This window comes from Virgibacillus sp. L01, from assembly GCF_052246775.1.
Classification (GTDB): Bacteria; Bacillota; Bacilli; order Bacillales; family Amphibacillaceae; genus Lentibacillus.
Genome location: NZ_JBQQCP010000001.1, coordinates 134,784 through 155,031 on the forward strand (window position 1 = coordinate 134,784; position 20,248 = coordinate 155,031).

The 20,248-nt window shown below is 37.6% G+C and carries 27 protein-coding genes; 1 reads left to right on the forward strand and 26 read right to left on the reverse strand.

Annotated elements, in window-relative coordinates:
* Positions 1-43 precede the first annotated feature (43 nt).
* The 19 genes from ACTWQM_RS00605 to ACTWQM_RS00695 all read right to left on the reverse strand — a co-directional run bounded on the left by ACTWQM_RS00605 (position 44) and on the right by ACTWQM_RS00695 (position 14,489).
* Positions 44-199 carry a hypothetical protein gene (locus tag ACTWQM_RS00605; RefSeq protein WP_443256231.1) on the reverse strand — a complete coding sequence of 52 codons (156 nt, stop codon included), beginning with the start codon at positions 197-199 and terminating at the stop codon, positions 44-46.
* A 430-nt stretch (positions 200-629) separates the two neighbouring features.
* Complete coding sequence (gene hpf, locus ACTWQM_RS00610; protein ID WP_443256232.1) at positions 630-1,181, reverse strand: ribosome hibernation-promoting factor, HPF/YfiA family; 552 nt, start codon at positions 1,179-1,181, stop codon at positions 630-632.
* 200 nt (positions 1,182-1,381) lie between these two features.
* Positions 1,382-1,735 (reverse strand): flagellar protein FliT, encoded by a 354-nt coding sequence (locus ACTWQM_RS00615; protein ID WP_443256233.1) that lies wholly within the window; start codon positions 1,733-1,735, stop codon positions 1,382-1,384.
* Positions 1,735-2,136 (reverse strand): flagellar export chaperone FliS, encoded by a 402-nt coding sequence (gene fliS, locus ACTWQM_RS00620; protein ID WP_443256234.1) that lies wholly within the window; start codon positions 2,134-2,136, stop codon positions 1,735-1,737. The genes ACTWQM_RS00615 and fliS overlap by 1 nt, the downstream gene beginning before the upstream one ends.
* A gap of 22 nt (positions 2,137-2,158) precedes the next feature.
* Positions 2,159-3,736, reverse strand: a complete 1,578-nt coding sequence (locus ACTWQM_RS00625) for a flagellar hook-associated protein 2 (RefSeq protein ID WP_443256235.1) — start codon at positions 3,734-3,736, stop codon at positions 2,159-2,161.
* Between the two features lie 14 nt (positions 3,737-3,750).
* Entirely contained in the window at positions 3,751-4,101 is a 351-nt protein-coding gene (gene flaG, locus ACTWQM_RS00630) for a flagellar protein FlaG (protein ID WP_443256236.1), read from the reverse strand.
* A 93-nt stretch (positions 4,102-4,194) separates the two neighbouring features.
* A complete protein-coding gene (gene csrA, locus ACTWQM_RS00635) occupies positions 4,195-4,425 on the reverse strand; it encodes a carbon storage regulator CsrA (RefSeq protein WP_443256237.1) in 231 nt (76 codons plus the stop codon).
* 2 nt (positions 4,426-4,427) lie between these two features.
* Positions 4,428-4,877 (reverse strand): flagellar assembly protein FliW, encoded by a 450-nt coding sequence (gene fliW, locus ACTWQM_RS00640; protein ID WP_443256238.1) that lies wholly within the window; start codon positions 4,875-4,877, stop codon positions 4,428-4,430.
* A 21-nt stretch (positions 4,878-4,898) separates the two neighbouring features.
* The gene (locus tag ACTWQM_RS00645) at positions 4,899-5,450 is read right to left on the reverse strand and encodes a DUF6470 family protein (protein ID WP_443256239.1); all 552 of its coding nucleotides are present in this window, start codon (positions 5,448-5,450) and stop codon (positions 4,899-4,901) included.
* Positions 5,451-5,542: 92 nt separating this feature from the next.
* A complete protein-coding gene (flgL, locus tag ACTWQM_RS00650; RefSeq protein WP_443256240.1) occupies positions 5,543-6,466 on the reverse strand; it encodes a flagellar hook-associated protein FlgL in 924 nt (307 codons plus the stop codon).
* A gap of 10 nt (positions 6,467-6,476) precedes the next feature.
* Complete coding sequence (gene flgK / locus ACTWQM_RS00655) at positions 6,477-8,033, reverse strand: flagellar hook-associated protein FlgK (RefSeq protein WP_443256241.1); 1,557 nt, start codon at positions 8,031-8,033, stop codon at positions 6,477-6,479.
* Between the two features lie 34 nt (positions 8,034-8,067).
* On the reverse strand, positions 8,068-8,556 hold the full coding sequence (locus ACTWQM_RS00660) for a flagellar protein FlgN (protein ID WP_443256242.1): 489 nt from the start codon (positions 8,554-8,556) through the stop codon (positions 8,068-8,070).
* A 17-nt stretch (positions 8,557-8,573) separates the two neighbouring features.
* A complete protein-coding gene (gene flgM, locus ACTWQM_RS00665; RefSeq protein ID WP_443256243.1) occupies positions 8,574-8,837 on the reverse strand; it encodes a flagellar biosynthesis anti-sigma factor FlgM in 264 nt (87 codons plus the stop codon).
* 111 nt (positions 8,838-8,948) lie between these two features.
* On the reverse strand, positions 8,949-9,362 hold the full coding sequence (locus ACTWQM_RS00670; protein WP_443256244.1) for a TIGR03826 family flagellar region protein: 414 nt from the start codon (positions 9,360-9,362) through the stop codon (positions 8,949-8,951).
* 36 nt (positions 9,363-9,398) lie between these two features.
* Complete coding sequence (locus ACTWQM_RS00675) at positions 9,399-10,082, reverse strand: ComF family protein (RefSeq protein WP_443256245.1); 684 nt, start codon at positions 10,080-10,082, stop codon at positions 9,399-9,401.
* Between the two features lies 1 nt (position 10,083).
* The gene (locus ACTWQM_RS00680; RefSeq protein WP_443256246.1) at positions 10,084-11,211 is read right to left on the reverse strand and encodes a DEAD/DEAH box helicase; all 1,128 of its coding nucleotides are present in this window, start codon (positions 11,209-11,211) and stop codon (positions 10,084-10,086) included.
* 327 nt (positions 11,212-11,538) lie between these two features.
* Positions 11,539-12,381, reverse strand: a complete 843-nt coding sequence (locus ACTWQM_RS00685; protein ID WP_443256247.1) for a DegV family protein — start codon at positions 12,379-12,381, stop codon at positions 11,539-11,541.
* Positions 12,382-12,523: 142 nt separating this feature from the next.
* On the reverse strand, positions 12,524-13,216 hold the full coding sequence (locus ACTWQM_RS00690) for a response regulator (protein WP_443256248.1): 693 nt from the start codon (positions 13,214-13,216) through the stop codon (positions 12,524-12,526).
* Between the two features lie 133 nt (positions 13,217-13,349).
* On the reverse strand, positions 13,350-14,489 hold the full coding sequence (locus tag ACTWQM_RS00695; protein ID WP_443256249.1) for a sensor histidine kinase: 1,140 nt from the start codon (positions 14,487-14,489) through the stop codon (positions 13,350-13,352).
* A 151-nt stretch (positions 14,490-14,640) separates the two neighbouring features.
* On the opposite strand from ACTWQM_RS00695, the gene ACTWQM_RS00700 reads away from it, so the two are divergent.
* The gene (locus tag ACTWQM_RS00700; protein ID WP_443256250.1) at positions 14,641-15,273 is read left to right on the forward strand and encodes a YigZ family protein; all 633 of its coding nucleotides are present in this window, start codon (positions 14,641-14,643) and stop codon (positions 15,271-15,273) included.
* Positions 15,274-15,378: 105 nt separating this feature from the next.
* Here the strand turns inward: ACTWQM_RS00700 and nagB are convergent, their stop codons facing one another.
* The 7 genes from nagB to ACTWQM_RS00735 form a co-directional block, all read right to left on the reverse strand.
* Positions 15,379-16,104: a glucosamine-6-phosphate deaminase gene (gene nagB, locus ACTWQM_RS00705; RefSeq protein ID WP_443256251.1), complete on the reverse strand. Its 726-nt coding sequence runs from the start codon at positions 16,102-16,104 to the stop codon at positions 15,379-15,381.
* Between the two features lie 6 nt (positions 16,105-16,110).
* Positions 16,111-17,277 (reverse strand): N-acetylglucosamine-6-phosphate deacetylase, encoded by a 1,167-nt coding sequence (gene nagA, locus ACTWQM_RS00710; RefSeq protein WP_443256252.1) that lies wholly within the window; start codon positions 17,275-17,277, stop codon positions 16,111-16,113.
* A gap of 123 nt (positions 17,278-17,400) precedes the next feature.
* Positions 17,401-17,550, reverse strand: a complete 150-nt coding sequence (locus tag ACTWQM_RS00715; RefSeq protein WP_443256253.1) for a hypothetical protein — start codon at positions 17,548-17,550, stop codon at positions 17,401-17,403.
* Between the two features lie 111 nt (positions 17,551-17,661).
* Positions 17,662-18,147, reverse strand: a complete 486-nt coding sequence (locus tag ACTWQM_RS00720) for a VanZ family protein (protein ID WP_443256254.1) — start codon at positions 18,145-18,147, stop codon at positions 17,662-17,664.
* Between the two features lie 12 nt (positions 18,148-18,159).
* Positions 18,160-19,194 (reverse strand): anti sigma factor C-terminal domain-containing protein, encoded by a 1,035-nt coding sequence (locus ACTWQM_RS00725; RefSeq protein WP_443256255.1) that lies wholly within the window; start codon positions 19,192-19,194, stop codon positions 18,160-18,162.
* The gene (locus ACTWQM_RS00730) at positions 19,184-19,600 is read right to left on the reverse strand and encodes a sigma-70 family RNA polymerase sigma factor (protein WP_443256256.1); all 417 of its coding nucleotides are present in this window, start codon (positions 19,598-19,600) and stop codon (positions 19,184-19,186) included. Before ACTWQM_RS00730 ends, ACTWQM_RS00725 begins: the two co-directional genes overlap by 11 nt.
* Before the next feature lie 226 nt (positions 19,601-19,826).
* Entirely contained in the window at positions 19,827-20,159 is a 333-nt protein-coding gene (locus ACTWQM_RS00735) for a helix-turn-helix domain-containing protein (RefSeq protein WP_443256257.1), read from the reverse strand.
* Positions 20,160-20,248 lie beyond the last annotated feature (89 nt).

Consider the following 20,248-nt stretch of genomic DNA (forward strand, 5'->3'; position numbering starts at 1 on the left):
ATATTAGTGGAAACTGTAATTCTCTTGTTGATTAGAGGACAAGTTATGTGAGCGAATATGTATGCGATTGTTCATTTTGCTTCCTGTCCAATTCCGAAAGGCGTCGATTTGTGACAGCTATGATTTCCACTAGTTGCGTAATGGTTTCTTCATGCTGCTGCACTCTTCTTAGCAGTTCATCATACTTTACTTCACCCACATCAAGTCCCCCTTCCATTTTTGTGTAACTCAGTTATACCACGAAACAATTTAAAGATGCCAATTGCCATTTTTCAATTTTAGGGATCAATTCGACAAGAAATTCCAATAAAAATAAGAAATTGAGCAATTATAAACAATCTTTTCCGAAAAAAGGGACATAATTAAGTTCCAAAATTTAATTTTAGTATACTGTACGACAAATTTCGACAAAATATCAAAGAGATCTTGTCAATCATTGATATCAAAGGATTCCCCAAATATATTCACAAAAAATTAATTTTGCATGCCACTTTTTTTTGTTGGGAAGCAATTGTTGTCATAGAAATACAGTTTTCTGCTTTTTGCAGAAAACAACATATCATTACTGTTCGTTAAAACTAAGAAGGACGATCCCCATATGGGACCGCCCTGTGATTATCTATTAATTTTTAGCTGTTAGGCTCGATCAAACCGTATCTCCCGTCTTTACGGCGGTAAACTACATTTGTGTCACCAGATAGTGCATTGGTAAACACGTAAAATGCATGACCTAACATGTCCATTTGTAATACTGCTTCCTCAGAATCCATTGGTTTTAAGTTAAATCGCTTTGTTCGAACAATATCAATTTCATCTGAATCCTGTTGTTCTTCAATTGCCTCTTTTTCCAATTCAGCAAAAATGTGTTTCGGAGAACCTTCCTGTCTAAACTTACGATTAACTTTAGTCTTGTACTTACGAATTTGTCTTTCTAACTTATCTACTACTAAATCAATTGCTGCATACATATCAATATGCTGCTCCTCAGCACGCAGTAGTAAGTTAGTCATTGGAATCGTAACTTCAATCTGCTGTTCATCGTTATAGACACTTAAGTTTACGTGTACATCGGATGTTGGCGGTGTATCAAAATACCTTTCAAGTTTACTAATCTTCTTTTCTACGTATTCCCATATTGCACCCGTCACCTCGATATTTTCACCACGAATGTTATACTTCATTTAAAGTGTCCTCCTTTCATCCTTATGTATTTATTATACTACGTTACCCCGTATTTTTCCTGCCTAAACTAGCAAATAATTGTGTCAAATTCTGTAGCTTTTTGTCGAATGACTTCGGAATGCCCTATGCACACTGAATCACAAGCACTTCTTCATTAAAAAAATAGTTAAAAACTCCTGGATTTACCAGGAGTTTTTAACTATTTTTTACTATCCATATACATACCATCATTTGTTTTCACATTTTCATAGGGATTCACATATGTACGATTTGACTTCTTCTGTTTTTTCACTTGCTTCATTTCTACTTTCAAATCATCGAATAAGCTGTTCATTTTCTCTTGGATCTGTTCATTTAGTTTGACTAGTTCTTTACCAAGTTGCTTCTCAGCTTCCGAATACGGAGGGGTTATTTCACTTAGCAAATCACCCCTCTGTTCAACCAAACGATTCACCTGTGCAATTACAGCATCACGATCTTTAGCATCTATCTTCTCATTCAGCACTTCTTCAAGCTGCTTCGTTACATCGTATGTTTCCTGAAGTTGGTTCATTATACTTGAGCACCCTGTGCATATTGTGTTTTTCGCGACTGTTTTAAAACCTGCTTCCAAGTATCTCGAAACTCAATAACATAACCCAAGGCTTCTTCCAAAAGAGCAACATCATTCTTTACATTGCCTTCTTTTAATTGAAACTTAATATACTCATATAAAGGCATAATTTGGTTTGAAATTTCAACTTCTGGATTCAACGTTACCATTAATTCTTGGATGATATTCTGCGCCTTTTGGATATTTATATTTTTTGCTTCAAAACTTTCATTTTGTATATCTTTCATTGATCGTTTAATAAACTTGATACAGCCATTATATAACATTAACGTCAGTTCTCCACCAGACGCAGTGTTCACTGAATTATTCTGATATGCTTGGTAATGCTTGTTTACTGTCATGTAGTAACACTCCTCTAAAAGTTTAAGCGCCTCCACCAAATTGGGACATTAATTGTGCGGATTGCTGGTTCATTCGTTGTATTGCCTGTTCCATCTGGGAAAACTGGCTCCAGTACCGATTTTCCACACGTACTAAGCGATCTTCAAATTCTGCAATTCGGTCGTTTAAATCTCCCATTCGTTTGCCAATTGTGTAGGATTCAAGGGTTTCTTCCCCTCTACCTGCACGCGACCCGATCTTTTCCATCGTTTGTTCAAGTGAATCCTCCAGTCGGTTAATAACCCCACGAGTATCACCTTTCGCATCGTTCGAAAATAACTTATAAACACCATCTGGATCTTCACGTAAAGCTTCTTTTAATTTCTTGGGCTCGACTATTAACTTTCCGCCATCCGTAAAATCTCTTGTTGTTGTAATACCAATCTGAGTAATTGAAGTTAACTCACCAGGATTATCATTTCCGATTTCAACGGATACACCCGTATCAACATTTTCATACCAGCTACGCCTTAAATCAAACAACCCTCCAGAAATAGCCGACTCATTTTGAAGAATTCCACTTTTCGCTTTTTCTTCCCAAAGCTTAATTTCACTCTCAGACATTTCCTTTTTTTGTTTAGTGGTTAGTGGTTTATAATCGCGATATATTTCTTCCTGTTGTGTATCATTTAACTTCTCAACTGTCTGATTATATTTGTCGATAAATTTGATAATTTTATCAAAGGATGCTTCAACGTCATTTGTAACATTTAATCTAGCAGTTCCTTTCCCTTTAAAATCAAAGTTTACATCATTTAAGGTGTAGGAGTTATTTTTAGATTCTATTGTTAATTCGCCGTTGTAGGTGAATTTAGCATTTATTCCACCATTTTCAAGCTTTTTCCACTCTTTTACACCATCTGTAGCACCATTTTCGTCTGCATCTACATACTCACCATTTTTAATATCCAAGGTATCCGTAAAAAATGATGAATTCGACTGACCGTTAAAGCCAATTTCAGCTCCAAGGTAATTATCTGTTTGATTATAGTCACCCGTTCGAGTTGTCTCGAGCACCACTTTCTTTGATTGCGAGTCATAAAACGCTCGGACGTTGTTATCTTTCTTGGTAATATCTTTTAAAACATCATTCAAAGTATCCCCAGGGTCCACCGTAAATTCATGTGCTGGGTTTTTTGTACCATCTTCGGCATAAGTGAAGAACTCAAATGTGCCTGTATTTGATATATTCTGTTCCTTAAATGTCTTGTTTGGATCAATATTTAACTCGGACTGACTTATATTTATTGCTGAACTTGCTAGTCTTTCAACATTTATATTATATGAACCATTTGACGCGTCAGATGATGCTGTTGCAGTTACTGCACTTTCATTTGACGAACTTACCGATTTAGCATTATAAGTGGAGCCATATTCCATTCCCAAGGTCATGTTTTCTAATTCAAACAGCGCCTTGTTAACATCACGAAATGCATCCCGTTTCCATGTTAGGGTAGTGCTCTCCTGTTGCATTCGATTCAGTGGCATCCGTTCTGCTTTCATTAACTTGCCAACGAGTGAATCAATATCCATGCCTGAAGCTAAACCGCCAATACGCATAACACTCAACTCCTTTAAATCTTTTCATCTACCAGAATCCCCATGAACTCTGCCATCGCTGCATACATATCAAGCATGTTCTTAGGTGGAATTTCCTTAATGACCTCATCCGTAAGAGGATTGACAACCGTTACATAGTATTCATTTAATTTTTCATGATATTCGAATTTTAAATCAGTTCGTAGTGTCTCGGTAAATTCATTCAATTTTTCCACAACTGTCCTGACTTTATCAGTATTAATAACTTCTTTATCATGTAAAGCAGTTTTCTTTTCAGCCACTTTATCCTTTGCTGCTGCCATTTGCCTGTTGAATTCTTCATTTTGCAAGGGGTGAGTACCTGTTAGTGCGTTTTCTAACTTCATTGCCCAAGCAACTCCTCGTTATTATCCTATTTTCTATTATATCGGACTAAAATTATGTAATGTTAAGGTTTTGAGAGAGAATTTGTTATGCTATTATTTATCTTTGTTTTTATTCTCCAACAGTTGAAGAACATCCAGTGAAACGTTAGCTGCTTCGTTATTCTGGTTCTGGATATCCAAGTAAACTTCTTTACGGTGAATATCCACGGATTTAGGCGCATCAATTCCCAGCTTTATTTGATCTCCTTCAACTGCCAGCACTTTAATCTCTATATCATCACCAATCTGGATAGACTCATTATGTTTTCTGGTAAGTACAAGCATTGCTATTCCCCTTTCTCAGCGGAGGATGTTGTTGGAGCAATAGCAGCCTTCGATGGATAGTCATCCATACTTAATATATATTGCTTCCCACGTTTAATTTGTGAATTGATAATTATTGGTGCCTTTAAATTTATTGTACTTGTATTAAATGGATCTTTTACCGTTACAATAACCAACACAGTCACATCTTTATCATTTTCAATTTGCAGATTATCAATAATGCCGTCGTCCAAGTCAATCACATAGTTCTGATAAAAATGGTATGGGTTTGTAACAATGAACGCAATACTAGGTGTATCAACCGATTGCAGGATTTGAAAGGCTGTGTTATCTGGCAAGTTCAACAATACAAACTTTGTTTCATTAATAAATCCTGGTAAACCTGATGGAAGTTGAATGATTTTACTATTCACGATTTCCATGTCGCCTAAATATTTGGTCTCTATTTTCATGTTATTTTTATACATCCTTTCTTAAATTGACTCGGAAAAAAGGTTAATAAAATCTATTTGCAGATCCTGATATTGCTGCATACTCGTTGATACTTCACCAGGCTGGTAATTAATCATAGGTTGTTGTGGATTATTATCAATTACAGGTTGATTAATTTTTGTATCAATTTGTACTTCTGAAGGCTGATAATCAATTTTAACAGCAGAATGTGATGGAATAAATTTAATGCCTAATTGCTTAATTTGGTCATGTGCATTGGTTGTTGCCTGCCTAACAATTGGATTGCCATTATTCTCGATCTTCATAAGCTCTGCACCTTGCTGAACGCGACGGGCAATACCCTCGAGCAAGCCTTGGAGACCGTCATTTGCAAATTTCTCTATTCGCTTAGAAACATGCATTAAACCCATGTCTTCCCATGCTTGCGTCTGATCAATACTTAACTTAGAACGTGTTGTTTTCATGGAAACCTCTGCTTCCGGCTGCTGGATTGAAATTTGAGCCCTTGGTTGCTGGATTTCCTGTTTCCCAGCTGTTTGCTGGATTTGTATACGTGCCATTTGTGATTCCATTCGTATTTGTGGTAGTTGCATATCTATCATTCCCTGGCTTTATTTGTTTTAATAAAGCCCTGCACCAGATAAGGCGAGGGCTTGCTAATTAATTAGCGTAAAAAATCCATTAGTGTAGGTTGAATTATTCTGGATCCTGCTGATAAGGCTGCACGATGTATACTTTCCTGTGATGTTAATTTTGTAATTACCTTTTCATAGTCAATATCTTCGTTTTCAGACATTGTTTTTGTAGCAATTACTTCTTGTTCGCTTAACCGATTTTCCACTAATTCCAACCTATTCATCCGTGCACCAAGATCTGCACGTGCATTTACGACGTTGTCGATGTTTACATCAAGCGTTTTTATATTACTTTCAATTTCACCTTGATCTTTACCATCAGCAAGCGCCTTGATAAAAGAGTCAATTTCTCCAAACAAATCATTAGGATCTCCAGCAGCATTATTAGTATTTGGATCACCCGCAAATACACTTCCAGCATCAACATTAGCTTGTAATTTGGTCCCATTTGCAACTTCAATCATTACTGGGTCTGAATTAATCGCAATTTTTGTAATATCTCCATTTTCGTTTGTTGAAACAGGCTTTGTATCTGTTGATGTACCATTAAAAATATATTTTCCATTAACATTCGTATTAGCTATATCAATAAGATGCTCTTTTAACTGTTCTGCCTCTTCCATAATGTTTTCTCGTTGCCCATCATCATATGTATCATTACTTGCCTGAACAGCTAATTCCCGTAACTTTTGGAGTGCTTGGGTGGTTTTATCCAATGCAGCATCTGAATTATCCATCCAATTATGGACTTCATTCGTGTTCCGCTGATATTGTTCAACTTCCTTCAGCTCTGTCCGGTAGCTCATTCCTTTCATTGCAATTACAGGATCATCAGAGGGCCGGTTGATTTTTTTACCTGTAGATAGCTGGTTCATATACGTATTCATTTTGGAGTAACTATTCGACAAGTTATTAAGCATATTATTCGAAAGCATGCCTTGTGTAATTCGCATTAATATTTACCTACCTTCCTACTAATCCCATATTATTGATAACACGATCAATCATTTCATCTACTGCTGTCATACTGCGGGCAGCTGCACTATATGCATGCTGAAACTTAATCATGTTACTCATTTCTTCATCCAATGAAACAGAACTAACCGACATTCGCTGATCTTCTACTTGTGATCTTAGAATCCCTGAGTTCTCCACCATGCTATTGGCTTTTTGGGCATTTACTCCCATATCGCCAATAACAGATTCATAGAAACTCCTGACAGATGCATTATCTAAATCATCATTTTTCGAATCAAATACATCGGCTAAGTCAGAAGCATTTCCACCATCTCCAGATCCGCCACCGTTACTAGCAGCTATTTCATCTGGATTATTTAATATTGATTCACTCACTGTGATATTTCCCGCTGTTATACCTGTTGTCGTTTGGTCATTAACGTTTTGGAAAAATGAATCGGTACCCTGTTCGCCATTTAAATTAGCACCATCATTGTGAACATCATTAAATGCCTCAGCAAATTCTTTTGCCATTTTATCCAAATCATTCACCATACCAGGATATTCACCTTTAATCACAGGATTACCAGCATTATCAACACCATCTGTATAGCCATACGACTCAATAAACCCTTTAAGCGAACCGTTTGAAGTGAACTCTGTAGCTGAGTAACTGTCACCGTCAACATTAATTGAATCTATGGCATCGACAGCATTGGCATTATCGGCTTCTGGCGTAACGCTTATTTTATTAAAATCCAACTCACCTTGCGATAAATCACCATTAACCAACGTTGAACCCAATGATTTTCCACTTTCATCTGCAAGTTTAATAGTTGCTAAGCCATCCGCAATATCCGGTGCGCTATCACTGCTCTTTGAATAGGATACTTCGATATTAACAATTCCGGATAGTTCATCAATTAAACGATCACGCTCATCATAAAGGTCATTTGCCAAGGAACCGTGTGTCTCTATATTTTTAATCTGTTTATTAATTGAACTGATTTGATTGGTAATGGCGTTTGCATCTTTAACCTTAACATCAATTTGCTCCCTCAAATCAGTTCGCATCGACCCTAATGAGTCAGACAGATAGTTAAACGTTTCGGCTACTGCAAGACCTCTTTGTGCGACAACCGAACGTGCACCAGAATTTTCCGGGTTAACCGATAAATCCTGAAGCGATTGCCAGAATTGGTCCATTGTTTTATTCAAACCATTCTCAGATGGTTCATTAAGCAACCCTTCCATCTTACTAAGAGCGTCTGCTTTTGTGCTCCAATAATTCGATTTGCTATTTTCTGCACGATATTGGTAATCCAGAAATTGATTCCGAACCCTTTGCACCGATCCAGCTTCAACACCTGTCCCCATTTGGCCGGGAATCTCTGGCCGATTTCTTGAAGCAGCTGGAAATGGTGAGGTCGTTTCAAAATTAACACGTTGTCTGGAATACCCTTCCGTATTTGCATTGGAGATATTATGTCCAGTTGTATAGAGTGCTGATTGCTGTGCAGATAAAGCTTGCTTAGCCATTTCTAACCCATGAAAAGTGCTCATTGACTTATTCCCTCCGATTGTTACCCGCTGTGGTTTATGCTTTTGAGTCGAAAACGGAGCGCTCTGTTGAATCGGATGATTTTTTTCCACCGTAATTCATATTGCGAATAGATGGTTTCATCATGTTGAGCGATAGTTCGACAAATTGCATCGATTGTTGAATTAACGACTGATTCAGTTGTTCCTGCTGTTTTAATTCCGTAATTGTTTCCGTTAAAGTGATTGTTATATTTTCTAATTCTTTTTTTGACTGTTCATCATTTAAAACTTCAAGTATACCTGTGATTGTTGCTCGTTCCAGGCCAGGACTATACTCGGCAACCCATAACTGAACTGCTTTTTGACGCTTAACCTCAGCTTGTTCCAATGCTTGGACATGTTTGCGTTCTTTTAAAAGAAGCGGCTGCAGACTTTCGACAGATCCCTCTTTAACAACAGCTGTTTTCTGCTTTGATATTTCAAGCAGTGATTCGTGTAAACCAATCAGTTTTTCCAATGATTGTATTATCGGTTGAACGGACAAATTGATGTCCTCCTTTACTATTGCTTCGACCAGAAATCAACCATTTTTTGTGCTGTTTTCTCATGATTGACTTGATATTCACCAGCGTCTACTGCATCTTTAATGTGTTGAACATATGCTGCGCGTTTCTCGCTTGGTTTCTCATTTTGCAGCATTTCTTTAGCCTGATTTGAAATTTCGAGCTGATCCTTTTTATTGATATCTTTGGAGTAGTCCATTTGTTTTTGCAGTTGGTTTTTATAGGGATTGAAATTTGTTTGATTTGGACCATTAATTTTCATGAAAATCACCTCACTCTTTTTCCATTACCATTCATTATATTTTTATTTCACATATATTTATTTTCTACTTTTTATATCGGCAGCTTTTAGGTTTAGTAAAGCAATATACGATTATTTCTTGCGATTATCATATGTATAGTAAGTATTTGCTCTTTCTTCCTTTACGCTTGCTCGCTTTTCCATTTTATCATAGTACTCCAGACCTGTTTTAATATCATCCGAGCAATCGCCACATAATCTTCCATGAATTATATCAACACTACATCGTTCACATGGATAGGCAAGTTTTGGAAACTGTGATGTCCGCAAACGCTTTTCTTTAATGAATTTAATAATAAAACTTTCTTCTACTTCTGTTGCCTTGACAATCTCCATCATGGTTGCTTCTCTATTCTTTCGTATACTTAAAAAACGATAAACTGTTTCAAATGCTCTCTCTTCCTCTTTATAACATGTTTGGCAAACATCCCGAATAGTTTTCACAAAAACCGCCTCGCAGCGAGAGCAATTTGCTAATTCAGCCATTGTAACTCCCCCCCTATTATATAATAACACCATCCGCTATCCACGAACTAGTGTCAGGGCATAAACGATTGGGCATCCCTGCTCCTTTAATAACGATGCAGCATGACGCAACGTAGACCCCGTTGTATATATATCATCGGTAAGTATGACTGGTTTGTTTATAGTCTTCGTTATTTTAAATGGATTTAAAGCTGAAATCCGTTCTATTCTCGTTTTCTTGGACTGCTTTTCACCATGAACGCGGGTAAGCAATTCACAAGTTTCCATTGGTAAAAAACCTGCTAACTGCAACGACTGGTTAAAACCCCGTTCCTTGATTCGTTCATTGCTTAAAGGGATTGGAACAGCAATTGTATTTTTTGGCAAAGAAGTAAATTCCTGTTCAAACGCTTTTGTATAAAATATTTTAAAAGAATTACCAAGACTATAATCCCCCCGATATTTCCACCTGGAGATCATATCCTGCATCATCTCGTTATAATGAAATACCGAAAAATTTCGTGTTAGTGGATCATCATAGTCACCATGCACATCCCATCTTTGGCAATCCTGACATAACAATTCTTCACTTTTTCGACTGCATTTTCTGCATCGTTTTCCTTCCAATACAGGTAACTCATCTGTACAAACGGAACATAAATACTTTGGTTTGGATAAAGTAAACACGTTTGCCCAGCTAATTTCAGGAACAACTTCAACGTCACACCACAGACAGTTCATCCTAGCGAAATCCTCCCCGTTTGTTCATCTTCCTGATGGATAGGACCGCTTGTACCATTGCTTCCGTTTTACCATCGTGAAAAAACACCACTTCCCCTGTTGGATCCTTTGGACTTCTGCCTGCCCTTCCTGCTATTTGAACTAGTGCTGCCTCATCAAAGACTGAATGTCCTGCATCAAATATGACTACGTCAACGGCTGGAAACGTCACGCCACGTTCCAAAATAGTCGTTGTAACTATTGTTCTTATCTGTTTATCTCTAAATTGCTGAATTTTTTCTTCGCGATTACTGTCAGATGCATGAACAGCAACAACTTGATCATCCTGTAGTATTATTGGTAGGTTCTTACTCAATTTTTCTGCTAGTATAATCGTCGGTACAAATATCAAAAGCTGGCGATTAGGATTTTTCCTGTGATCGTGCCATTTAAAAAAAGATTTTGGGGGCTGGAAACTTTTCATATCCTTTTGCAAGGAATAACACATTTGAAAAACAGGTACCGGTAATGGATGGCCATGAAACCGACTTGGTACGAAAATATGCTGGAGTTTCTTGCGAGCAATTTGAATTTGGTGGTTCTGTCGCGGGGTAGCTGTTAAATATATAGTTGTATTCGATTCTTCTTTTTTCGAACGGATCGCAGCAAATGAAAGAGATTTATCGGCATGATATGGAAATGCATCAATCTCATCAATGATGATGACATCAAATGCATTCTTGAATCGCAGCAGCTGATGTGTTGTCGCAATAACAAGTTGAGCTGCTCCATCAGTCTCACGGCTTCCACCGTAAAGACCTTGGACATAAATACCTGAAAAAGCATCACGTATCCTTGGCAGCAATTCACGCACGACATCTGCTCGTGGTGTAGCGATACAAATCCGTTTACCATGTTTTAATGACTCGGTAATTCCCGGAAAAAGCATTTCTGTCTTACCAGCACCACAAACTGCCCATACAAGTAATTCATTTTCTTTATTGCGGATTGCCTCAGTAATTCGGTCGGCTGCCTTTGACTGAACATCCGTTAGCTCTCCATTCCAAGTACATGCATTGCTATGTGCTGGCCATTCAACCTTTGGACCAGTCCATTCATATAATGGCTCACATTCCATCACACGCCCCATTTCAATACATTTCCGGCAATATACATGAGATTTCCCACAATTATTACAGGGAATATTTCCGAAAAGCGAGCGTTTTTGATTACCACATCGCTGACATTGATTATTATAGTATTTCTTTTTGATTGAGGGTCTTGGTGTGAAGTAAGAATTATTGAGAAATTGGTTAAAAGTGGTTTCATCAATGAGGATTTCTCTACGTAATAAAAGCTTTCCTGAATAGCGGTTAATTAAGTCACTGTCGAGGTTAAAGGACACGGAATCACGCTCCTTTTCGGGAGATATAGGAAAAATAAAGGACTACCAGCCAGGGTGACTGGCAGTTAATTACTATTTCTTGTACCAGCTAACACCAACAGCACCTTCACCAAGGTGTGTTCCAATTACTGGTCCAAAGTAGCTTATTGTACTGTCAACATTTGGATACGTGGTATCCACACTGTGTTTCAACTCAATTGCGGCCTGCTCATCGTTAGCATGGATGAAAGCGACCTTAAGGTTTTTCCCTTGCTTGGCATCTTCTTCAAGCATACCAATAATTCGATTTAGTGCCTTTTTACGTGTACGTATTTTTTCAAAAGGAACAATTTTTTTATCAACAAAATGCAGTACCGGTTTAACCTGAAGTACACTTCCTACAATTGCCTGAGCACCATTCAAACGACCTCCGCGCTGCAAATTATTTAAATCATCCACCATAAAATATGCACGCATACTTTGTTTCATTTCGTTTAGGCGTTTAATAATTTCCTCAGGCTCTTTTCCAGATTCAGCCATTTCGGCCGCTTCCAGCACATAAAAACCTTGAGCCATGGCACTGAGCTCCGAATCTAACGGGTAAACATCAATTCCTTCCGCCATCTTTCCAGCACTGACTACAGTTTGATATGTTCCACTAATTCCACTCGACAAATGAATGGCTATAACGGCATCATAATCCTTGGCAAGCTCCTGGAATTTGTCTGCAACAGTTCCGATTGAGGGCTGTGAAGTTTTAGGCAGGCTATCTGATTCCTGGACCTTCTGATAAAATTCCTTCGTCGAAATATCAAGTGATTCACGATATGATTTATTTTCAAACACGACACTTAATGGGACGACATGAATATTATGCTGATTTATCAGCGAATCAGAAATATATGCTGTACTATCAGTCATTATAGCAACTTTCATCGTGTACCTTCTCCTCTTCTAACTGTGTACTATAATGTATTATTTTACATGAAGAAAAATAAATTTGCATCAGAAATTTATACAAAAAATACTCTGTCACTCAAAAGCAACAGAGTATAGATATCTATCAAGGAACAAATTACTAATATTGTACTTCCACCCAGCCTTTGCGAATTGCGGATACGACTGCTTGTGTGCGATCGTTTACGCTCATTTTCTGCAAGATATTGCTGACGTGGTTTTTAACTGTTTTTTCACTAATATACAATGTTTCTGCAACAGCACGATTACTTTTTCCGTCTGCAAGGAGCTGTAATACTTCACATTCACGTCTTGTCAGTAAATGAAGCGGCTTGTGATACTCGATTGCGCTTTCCGCTACGTTCGACACATTTTCCTGTGCGAGACGACGATATTCCTGAACCAGGTTATGGGTTACTTTCGGGTGAAGATAGGAACCACCTTCACTAACCACTTTAATGGCATCTATTAACGAATCAGAATCCATTTCCTTAAGCAAATATCCCTGTGCCCCCGTTTTCAGAGCATGGGTAACATAGCTTTCATCATCATGGATTGAAAGAATAATAACATTCGTGTTTGGAAAGTGTCTGACGAGATCTGCAGTTGCCTGCACGCCATTCATTGTTGGCATATTGATATCCATCAATACAACATCAGGATTGTGTTCCTTAACTAATGAAGAAGCAACAAGACCATCATCACCCTCTGCAACAACCTCAAATGATTGTTCAAATTCAAGAATTCGCTTTACACCTTCACGAAATAATTTGTGGTCATCAATTAATACAATTTTTGTTTTTTTCATATTCATCGATTTTGTTCCTCCTAGATTAATAGCTATTTATATATACCCTATTACGTTTCATTGGTAGCCAATTTCGTACTTTATTTTTTTATCGGTTTAAATCTATTATACTTGAATAGTCTAAAAGTAGTAACTTTTTTCACGATAGTTCATATGGAACTTTTATCCTAATCTCCGTCCCTTCACCAATTGTTGAGTTAATTGTTAGTTTACCATTCAACATTTCAACACGCTCTCTCATACCAATTAACCCAAACGATTTATCCCGTTTTAACGCTGGATCAAAGCCCTTTCCATTATCATTAATAACCATTACTAAATCCTTTGGTCCAACGTCCAGATTCACCTTTATTAGAGTTGCTTCTGCATGCTTAATAGCATTCTGAATAGATTCTTGTACTAGTCGAAAAAAGGCAATTTCGTACTTTTGATTCAATCGTTTTTCGAGTCCCATCGTTGAAAACTCAATTTCTGTATCATTGTAATCAGCAATTGTAGCAACATATTTTTTAATCGTTGGAATTAGTCCTAAATCATCCAATGCCATTGGCCGCAGATCGTAAATAATGCGTCGTACTTCATATAAAGATGAACGAATCATTTTTCGCACACTTTTTATTTCTTTTAACGCATCGTCAACAGTTCCTTCACGAAATGTACGATCAACCAGCTCTGAACGGAGCAATATGTTGGCCAGCATCTGGGCAGGACCATCGTGAATTTCCCTGGATATTTTTCGTCGCTCGTCCTCTTGAGCTTCAATAATTTTCAAACCAAACTCTTGCTTTTCTTTTGCCTCTTCAATCATTTCATTTACATGTTTGAAATCGTCATTTAGATAAGTGAGAATAACTGATATTTTACTAGCTAATCCTTCAGCACGCTCGATGGTCTGATCCAATGTAAGCAATCGTCGCTCAAGATCATCTCGGCGATCGCGTAAACCTTTCTCTTCCTGGCGCAGCATTGCCAGTTTTGTTTGCATCATGTGTGTGTTTTCATAAACTTCACGTATTTCACTCTCCGAATGACGATCAAAATATTTACTCACCTCAGAAAGTCGTTGTCTGGAATACTTCACCTTTTGTTCTAAAGCATCTCCATCATTAATGTGCTCGATGACCTTTTCTTTCGTTTCTTTTAATTCTCTAAGTAAATTTTCATATTCGCCTCGTGCTTCTTCACTTATGTTAAAAATTTCATCTTTACTGTTTTGGACAACGTCAATCATATCATCGATCACATAATCTAATGCTTTTTCTTCCATCTTTTGAACCATCTTGTCCCACCAACCTATGATATAATTATTCGAAACAAAGTATTTTTTTAATAGGGTCTTTTAGCATACTTTTAGGAAAGTTTATCCTTTAATAATAGGTCAAAATATAGCCCTATCTATAATAATGGATTGTTAGGAGGTTAAAAGCAAGATGTTATCGAACTATTTTACGGTAAAAAATGAAGGAATTAATCAACTAATCATACAAAAGTCACGATTTATTGGCTACGTAAAACGGGTGGAAACAGAAGAAGCTGCTCAATCCTTTATTAGCGAGATTAAGAAAAAACACCATGACGCCAACCATAATTGCTCAGCATATATGATTGGTGAAAATAATCAGATCCAGAAAGCTAATGATGATGGTGAACCAAGTGGTACGGCAGGTGTACCGATGCTGGAGGTGTTAAAAAAGCAGGATCTAAAGGACACCGTGATCGTAGTGACCAGATACTTTGGTGGCGTAAAACTAGGAGCTGGCGGCTTAATTCGTGCTTATGGCAGTACGACTTCACAGACAATCGCAGCTGCCGGTGTTGTGGAACGTCAGCTGATGCAAGGGATATCTGTTGTTGTCAGCTACTCATTACTAGGCAAACTGGAAAATGTATTACGCAACTCTGATCATGTATTGGATTCGATAAATTACCTGGAACAAGTGGAGTTCATTGTTTATGTAAGAGACGGTGAAGAAGCGAATTTCCGCGAACGGATTACTGATATCACAAGTGATCAAGTCACTTTTGAAGCCAAAGGAACTGCATATGTGGAAATTGATGTTTGATCCTGTTGGTGTTCTCCGGATCTGGTTGAAGTTCTCCATATCCAGTTTAAGTTCTCACATTTCCGGTTGAAGTATTCGATTTCAGGTCGAAAAAAGGGCACTGTCTCAAAGTTTCGACAGTGCCTCTTCATCTGCAATCAGCGTGACATTTTCATGCTTTTGGAGTATGGATGCTGGGAATTCCTCAGAAGTTTCGCCATTTATCAGTCTGTACACAGCTTCTGCTTTTTTTTCACCGGCGACAAGCAGAAGTATTTTTTTACTCTCCATAATTGTTTCAATTCCCATTGTGATGGCTTTTTTTGGTACATCATCCAATGAGTCAAAAAATCGTGCATTAGCCTTACGGGTTGTCTCATCCAAATCGACTATATGTGTACGGCTGTCAAAAGCTGTGCCAGGCTCATTAAATCCAATATGCCCATTCAGGCCTAACCCCAAAACCTGCACATCGATGTACTCAGCTTTATACATTAATGTTTCATAATCCCGACATTCTTTTTGCAGATCATCGGTATCACCATTAGGTAAATAAGCACGATCGGCAAGCAAGTCAATATGCTTAAACAATTTATCATTCATATAAAAGCGGTAACTGTTAGGGTCGTTTCCTACAAGGCCAACATACTCATCTAAGTTAAAAGTTGTCGTTTTTGTAAAAGAGACCTCATTCCTTTTATATGAATCAATCATCTGCTGGTACATCCCTTCTGGTGTGGAACCAGTCGCAAGGCCCAATACAGGATTATCCAGTTTGTTTACTATTTCAATAATTAAATCACACGCTCTCTCGCTCATTTCTTCATAATTTTTTACTTTAACAATTTCCATTTAGTCCTAATCCTCCTCGTGCGCAATTACTCCACGGCAAATCGAATATTTAATGTGCAGATCATCATCTACGAGTAAAAGGTCTGCATCCTTTCCAACTTTAATGCTTCCCTTTTTGTCAAATACACCCAGTTGTTTCGCCGGATTGGAAGAAGTCATTTCAATCACATTCCTGATCGATACATCTTTTAATTGAAGCATCTGCTGTGCACCTTGATACATCTTCAGAATACTTCCAGCAAGTGTCCCATCATCAAGAACAGCACGGTCTTCTGTTACATTAACAGGTTGTCCGCCTAACTCGTATGCACCAGAACTTAGGCACTTAGCTCGCATCGCATCCGTAATCAGAATTAACCGTTCGCTTCCCATATTTGAATAAATTAATTGAAGCATTTCGGGTGATACATGAATTCCATCAGCAATTAACTCAGCACGTAATTCTTCCAGTCGAAATGCAGCACCTACGACACCTATATCCCGGTGATGTATACCTCTCATTGCATTACAGATGTGTGTTACCTGCCGAACCCCATGGGCTATCGCTGTTTTCATCCCGTCAAATCCTGTCCCCGTATGACCGGCTGAAACATTTACACCTGACTCGTATAAAGACCTAATAAATGTGCCATCTTCATCATGTTCAGGGGCAAGTGTAATTGTTTTAATTTTATTCCCTGACAACTGCTGCCACTTCTTAAACTGCCCAATATCTGGCTTCATTATATATTCCAGTGGCTGGGCACCTTTTTTACTTTTTTCAATAAAGGGGCCTTCAAGATGAACACCCATAACTTCCGCTTGTCCACACTTAGATTTATATTCCGCCACATTCCGTAAAGCATTCTCAATACTTTCAGGTGACTGTGTAATAGTTGTTGCTAAAAAACTTGTCGTACCTTCTTTTGGTAAAACCTCTGCCATTGTATCCAATGCTTCCTCAGTTGAATCCATCACGTCTGCACCTGCAGCACCATGAATATGCCCATCGATAAATCCGGGTATAAGATTTAATCCTTGTCCATCGATGATTTGCGCATTTTCTGGAGGGCTTGTGTTTACGTTATTATGTATTTCTTTTATAGTACTATCCTCTAAAACGATTGAACCCTTAACAATGCCTTCTGATTCGGTAAATATAGTGGCATTTTTTATAAATAACGAACGTTTCATATCTTCATCAGCCCTTTGTGTTTGCTAATCCTTAAGGTAGCATATCAGCAACACACATGTCTAGAAACCTACCCCCTAAAAAGAAAAACTACATTCGCCGAAACAGCAATGTAGTTTATAAAGTCAATTTGAAATTTTTTTATGAATCGATTTCCCATTTGTTAATTCTTGGATTAGCGCCTGGATCAGTTCCTCGGATGATTGAAATTTTGAGTTCTCTGTTTCGTCAATCATCTTTTTCAGCATATTTTTATATCGTTCCTGCTCTACCATTTTTATACCGCCTTTTGTCAAAATGCAAGACTATTATACCATGTTTTAAACAGTTATGTTGTCGAATAATCTCGGCTGCTTGACTTTTTCTAAAATAATTCGTATCAGAATCTATTTTGTGACTGTTTTCCATTTCATCAACAATAAAGATATGGCGGCTATTGCAGCACCGACTCCATCCAGAACAACATCACCTATATAAGGTGTTCGATTAGCTGTGAATCCTTGATGGAATTCATCTAATCCAGAATATGCAACTGTTAAGCAAAACGATATTATCGTATGTGAACGGAACTTCATATTACATGTTTTTTTCAAAGCAATATAAAATAAACACATTAGCACAAAGAATACTCCAACATGTGCACCTTTTCGCAGGAAGAACTCAACGAAACCTGCAACCCCCAACTCTGCTGCACTTACCTCAGAATAATGATAGGTAAAAGATATCCAATCAACGAAAGGCAATAAAAAGGATAAATCAACCATATTTGTCAAAAGTGGCTTAACATCCTGATTTTCATAAGGCTGTGCTGAAGAATAATAAATTATCCCCATCCAACAAGCCGGCAGAAGCCAATAGATATATTTTTTCATAGTAAATTCACCCTAATACTCATCCCAGTTCCACACTTCAATTCCGCCTAAGTAAAACTGATGAAATTGTTTCTGATCAAGTAATTTTTCAATCTCACGTATTGGACCGGTCACTACAGCACCATAGACCTGAACTCCATTTTCCCGAATATAGTTCAATCGCTTTTGATCAATATCTTTACCACGGTAATTCCCATTTTCCGTAAGCCACTTAATATCCTTGTAAAATTGATCAATTGATTGTTCTATAGTTACTTTATTCAGAGTACTAACAGAGGATGAATGCCTGTTCTTATCATCATAAGTAATTTGTGGTCTTAGCAATAGGGACTGAACAAATGTTAATTGACCGCTTCTATAGCTAGATGTTTCAAATTCTGTTATCTCTCCACCAAAAACTGGCATACGATATACCTGGATGTCATATGCTTTTAGCTTTTCTAATAATACTTTGGATTTCATAGGCGTTTTCACAGAAAATTGCGCTTGGGCAACATGACCGTCATCTATTTTTATTAGCTGTTTTCTCAAACGTTCTTTACTCCCTGACTCTGCATCCGAGCTTTCCCTTCCTAGTATCTTCGGTGGTATGGCAAAATTGCGGACTTTGTTCTCATTTAAATATTTTTCATCAAAATTTAACGAGTAACTTACCTTGCCAAACAAATGCTTTTTCGCTTGAACTTCACCAATAACCACATCCCATTCCCCAACGTTTCGGTAAAGTTTTAATCTAGTGGACTGCGTTAGGAAAGAATTAATTTCAGCATGATTACTAAACATGTGATTCACTTCCACCCCGGGATACCTTGTTTCAACAAGTGTTGTTACGATTCTGTCAAATTCTCCTTGTTTGCCTGACATATCATAATAAATGCTCACAGGAATCATATAAGCAATATAAATAAGAAAAATTAGCAAAAGTGTCCTGATTACAGTAAATCCGATTGACAATCTAGTACGCCATACCATTTTTCTCGCGCTCTTTTTATCTAAATTAGCTTGGTCCTTCTCTTCCCAATCATCTAAGACATTATCATCTTTCATCTGAATATTCTCCTTTCAGCAGCTGATCATAATACCAGAACTTTTTCCTTGCACGAAACAGCGTTGTTTTCACCTGGCTAACTGATAAATTCATAGCGGTCGCCACTTCCAGATATGTAAAACCTTGAATTTCACGTATGTAAAGAATGGTACGCATTCGTTCAGGCAATAGGCTAAGGACTTCTTCAATCTGTTCCTGTTTCTTCTCTAACTGCTCTTCAGGATTTCCGATACTGTTAGTGACGGTACGTTCCAATTGAATTCGTTCCACCATTCGCTGTTCTGACTTCGACTTTCTGGTCCAATCGATGAAAAGGTTACGAGCTACCTTAAAAAGCCATGCTTTTGCCTGTGCCATATTTTTCACCTCTAACGAAATCTTCGCCCGATAGAATGTCTCCTGCAACAGTTATTCAGAAGCCTGTTTATCTCGGCTCATCTGCAATAAGTAGCGGTACAGTGGAAGTTGATACGCCTCAAATAAATCTGTGAATATGGATTTTTTCAATCAACTCCCACCCCCTTCTATATATTTAAACGATTAAACAATCCATTTGTTACATTAAAAAATATGATATGTATTGTTTATTACAAAATAAAAAACCGCAAGCCATCAGCTTTACGGTCAGCACTTACTTATCCTGTTCTTTTCGCCACTTCGTAAATTCAAGGTACTCTTTAAATTGGTCTTTTGAGACACCCGAATCCATAGCTTCCTGAACAATTTTCAACCACTCGCCATCTAATTGTGCCTCTGTCTCTTTCCATTTATCTTCTAATATCAACTCATTTACTGGGACTCCCAGTACTGAACTAATTTTTTCAATAAACTGGATCGATGGATTAGTTTGAAGGCTTCGTTCAATAGAGCTTAAATAGGATTTGGCTACACCAGCTTTATCTGCGAGTTCCGAAATCGACATCTTTTTTTCTTGACGTAGTTGCTTTATTTTTTCACCGATCAAGTAATACACCTTCTTTCAAAAAAATTATAACATAAAAAGGTGTATAGTTCTATATAAAGCACAAGACTTTTTTAATTATTTATTCATAT

What these genes read in the sequence shown, in the direction of transcription:
- ACTWQM_RS00715 (WP_443256253.1), bottom strand. Translation starts at nt 17,550, where the DNA reads ATGGTAGAGCAGGAACGATATAAAAATATGCTGAAAAAGATGATTGAC.
- ACTWQM_RS00695 (WP_443256249.1), bottom strand. Translation starts at nt 14,489, where the DNA reads ATGGTTCAAAAGATGGAAGAAAAAGCATTAGATTATGTGATCGATGAT.
- ACTWQM_RS00720 (WP_443256254.1), bottom strand. Translation starts at nt 18,147, where the DNA reads ATGAAAAAATATATCTATTGGCTTCTGCCGGCTTGTTGGATGGGGATA.
- hpf (WP_443256232.1), bottom strand. Translation starts at nt 1,181, where the DNA reads ATGAAGTATAACATTCGTGGTGAAAATATCGAGGTGACGGGTGCAATA.
- ACTWQM_RS00670 (WP_443256244.1), bottom strand. Translation starts at nt 9,362, where the DNA reads ATGGCTGAATTAGCAAATTGCTCTCGCTGCGAGGCGGTTTTTGTGAAA.
- nagA (WP_443256252.1), bottom strand. Translation starts at nt 17,277, where the DNA reads ATGAAACGTTCGTTATTTATAAAAAATGCCACTATATTTACCGAATCA.
- flaG (WP_443256236.1), bottom strand. Translation starts at nt 4,101, where the DNA reads ATGAAGTTAGAAAACGCACTAACAGGTACTCACCCCTTGCAAAATGAA.
- flgM (WP_443256243.1), bottom strand. Translation starts at nt 8,837, where the DNA reads ATGAAAATTAATGGTCCAAATCAAACAAATTTCAATCCCTATAAAAAC.
- ACTWQM_RS00625 (WP_443256235.1), bottom strand. Translation starts at nt 3,736, where the DNA reads ATGCGTATTGGCGGTTTAGCTTCAGGCATGGATATTGATTCACTCGTT.
- flgL (WP_443256240.1), bottom strand. Translation starts at nt 6,466, where the DNA reads ATGCGAATTACACAAGGCATGCTTTCGAATAATATGCTTAATAACTTG.
- fliS (WP_443256234.1), bottom strand. Translation starts at nt 2,136, where the DNA reads ATGACAGTAAACAAGCATTACCAAGCATATCAGAATAATTCAGTGAAC.
- csrA (WP_443256237.1), bottom strand. Translation starts at nt 4,425, where the DNA reads ATGCTTGTACTTACCAGAAAACATAATGAGTCTATCCAGATTGGTGAT.
- nagB (WP_443256251.1), bottom strand. Translation starts at nt 16,104, where the DNA reads ATGGAAATTGTTAAAGTAAAAAATTATGAAGAAATGAGCGAGAGAGCG.
- ACTWQM_RS00675 (WP_443256245.1), bottom strand. Translation starts at nt 10,082, where the DNA reads ATGAACTGTCTGTGGTGTGACGTTGAAGTTGTTCCTGAAATTAGCTGG.
- flgK (WP_443256241.1), bottom strand. Translation starts at nt 8,033, where the DNA reads ATGAGCACTTTTCATGGGTTAGAAATGGCTAAGCAAGCTTTATCTGCA.
- fliW (WP_443256238.1), bottom strand. Translation starts at nt 4,877, where the DNA reads ATGAAAATAGAGACCAAATATTTAGGCGACATGGAAATCGTGAATAGT.
- ACTWQM_RS00725 (WP_443256255.1), bottom strand. Translation starts at nt 19,194, where the DNA reads ATGAAAGATGATAATGTCTTAGATGATTGGGAAGAGAAGGACCAAGCT.
- ACTWQM_RS00700 (WP_443256250.1), top strand. Translation starts at nt 14,641, where the DNA reads ATGTTATCGAACTATTTTACGGTAAAAAATGAAGGAATTAATCAACTA.
- ACTWQM_RS00680 (WP_443256246.1), bottom strand. Translation starts at nt 11,211, where the DNA reads ATGGGGCGTGTGATGGAATGTGAGCCATTATATGAATGGACTGGTCCA.
- ACTWQM_RS00645 (WP_443256239.1), bottom strand. Translation starts at nt 5,450, where the DNA reads ATGGAATCACAAATGGCACGTATACAAATCCAGCAAACAGCTGGGAAA.
- ACTWQM_RS00685 (WP_443256247.1), bottom strand. Translation starts at nt 12,381, where the DNA reads ATGAAAGTTGCTATAATGACTGATAGTACAGCATATATTTCTGATTCG.
- ACTWQM_RS00690 (WP_443256248.1), bottom strand. Translation starts at nt 13,216, where the DNA reads ATGAATATGAAAAAAACAAAAATTGTATTAATTGATGACCACAAATTA.
- ACTWQM_RS00615 (WP_443256233.1), bottom strand. Translation starts at nt 1,735, where the DNA reads ATGAACCAACTTCAGGAAACATACGATGTAACGAAGCAGCTTGAAGAA.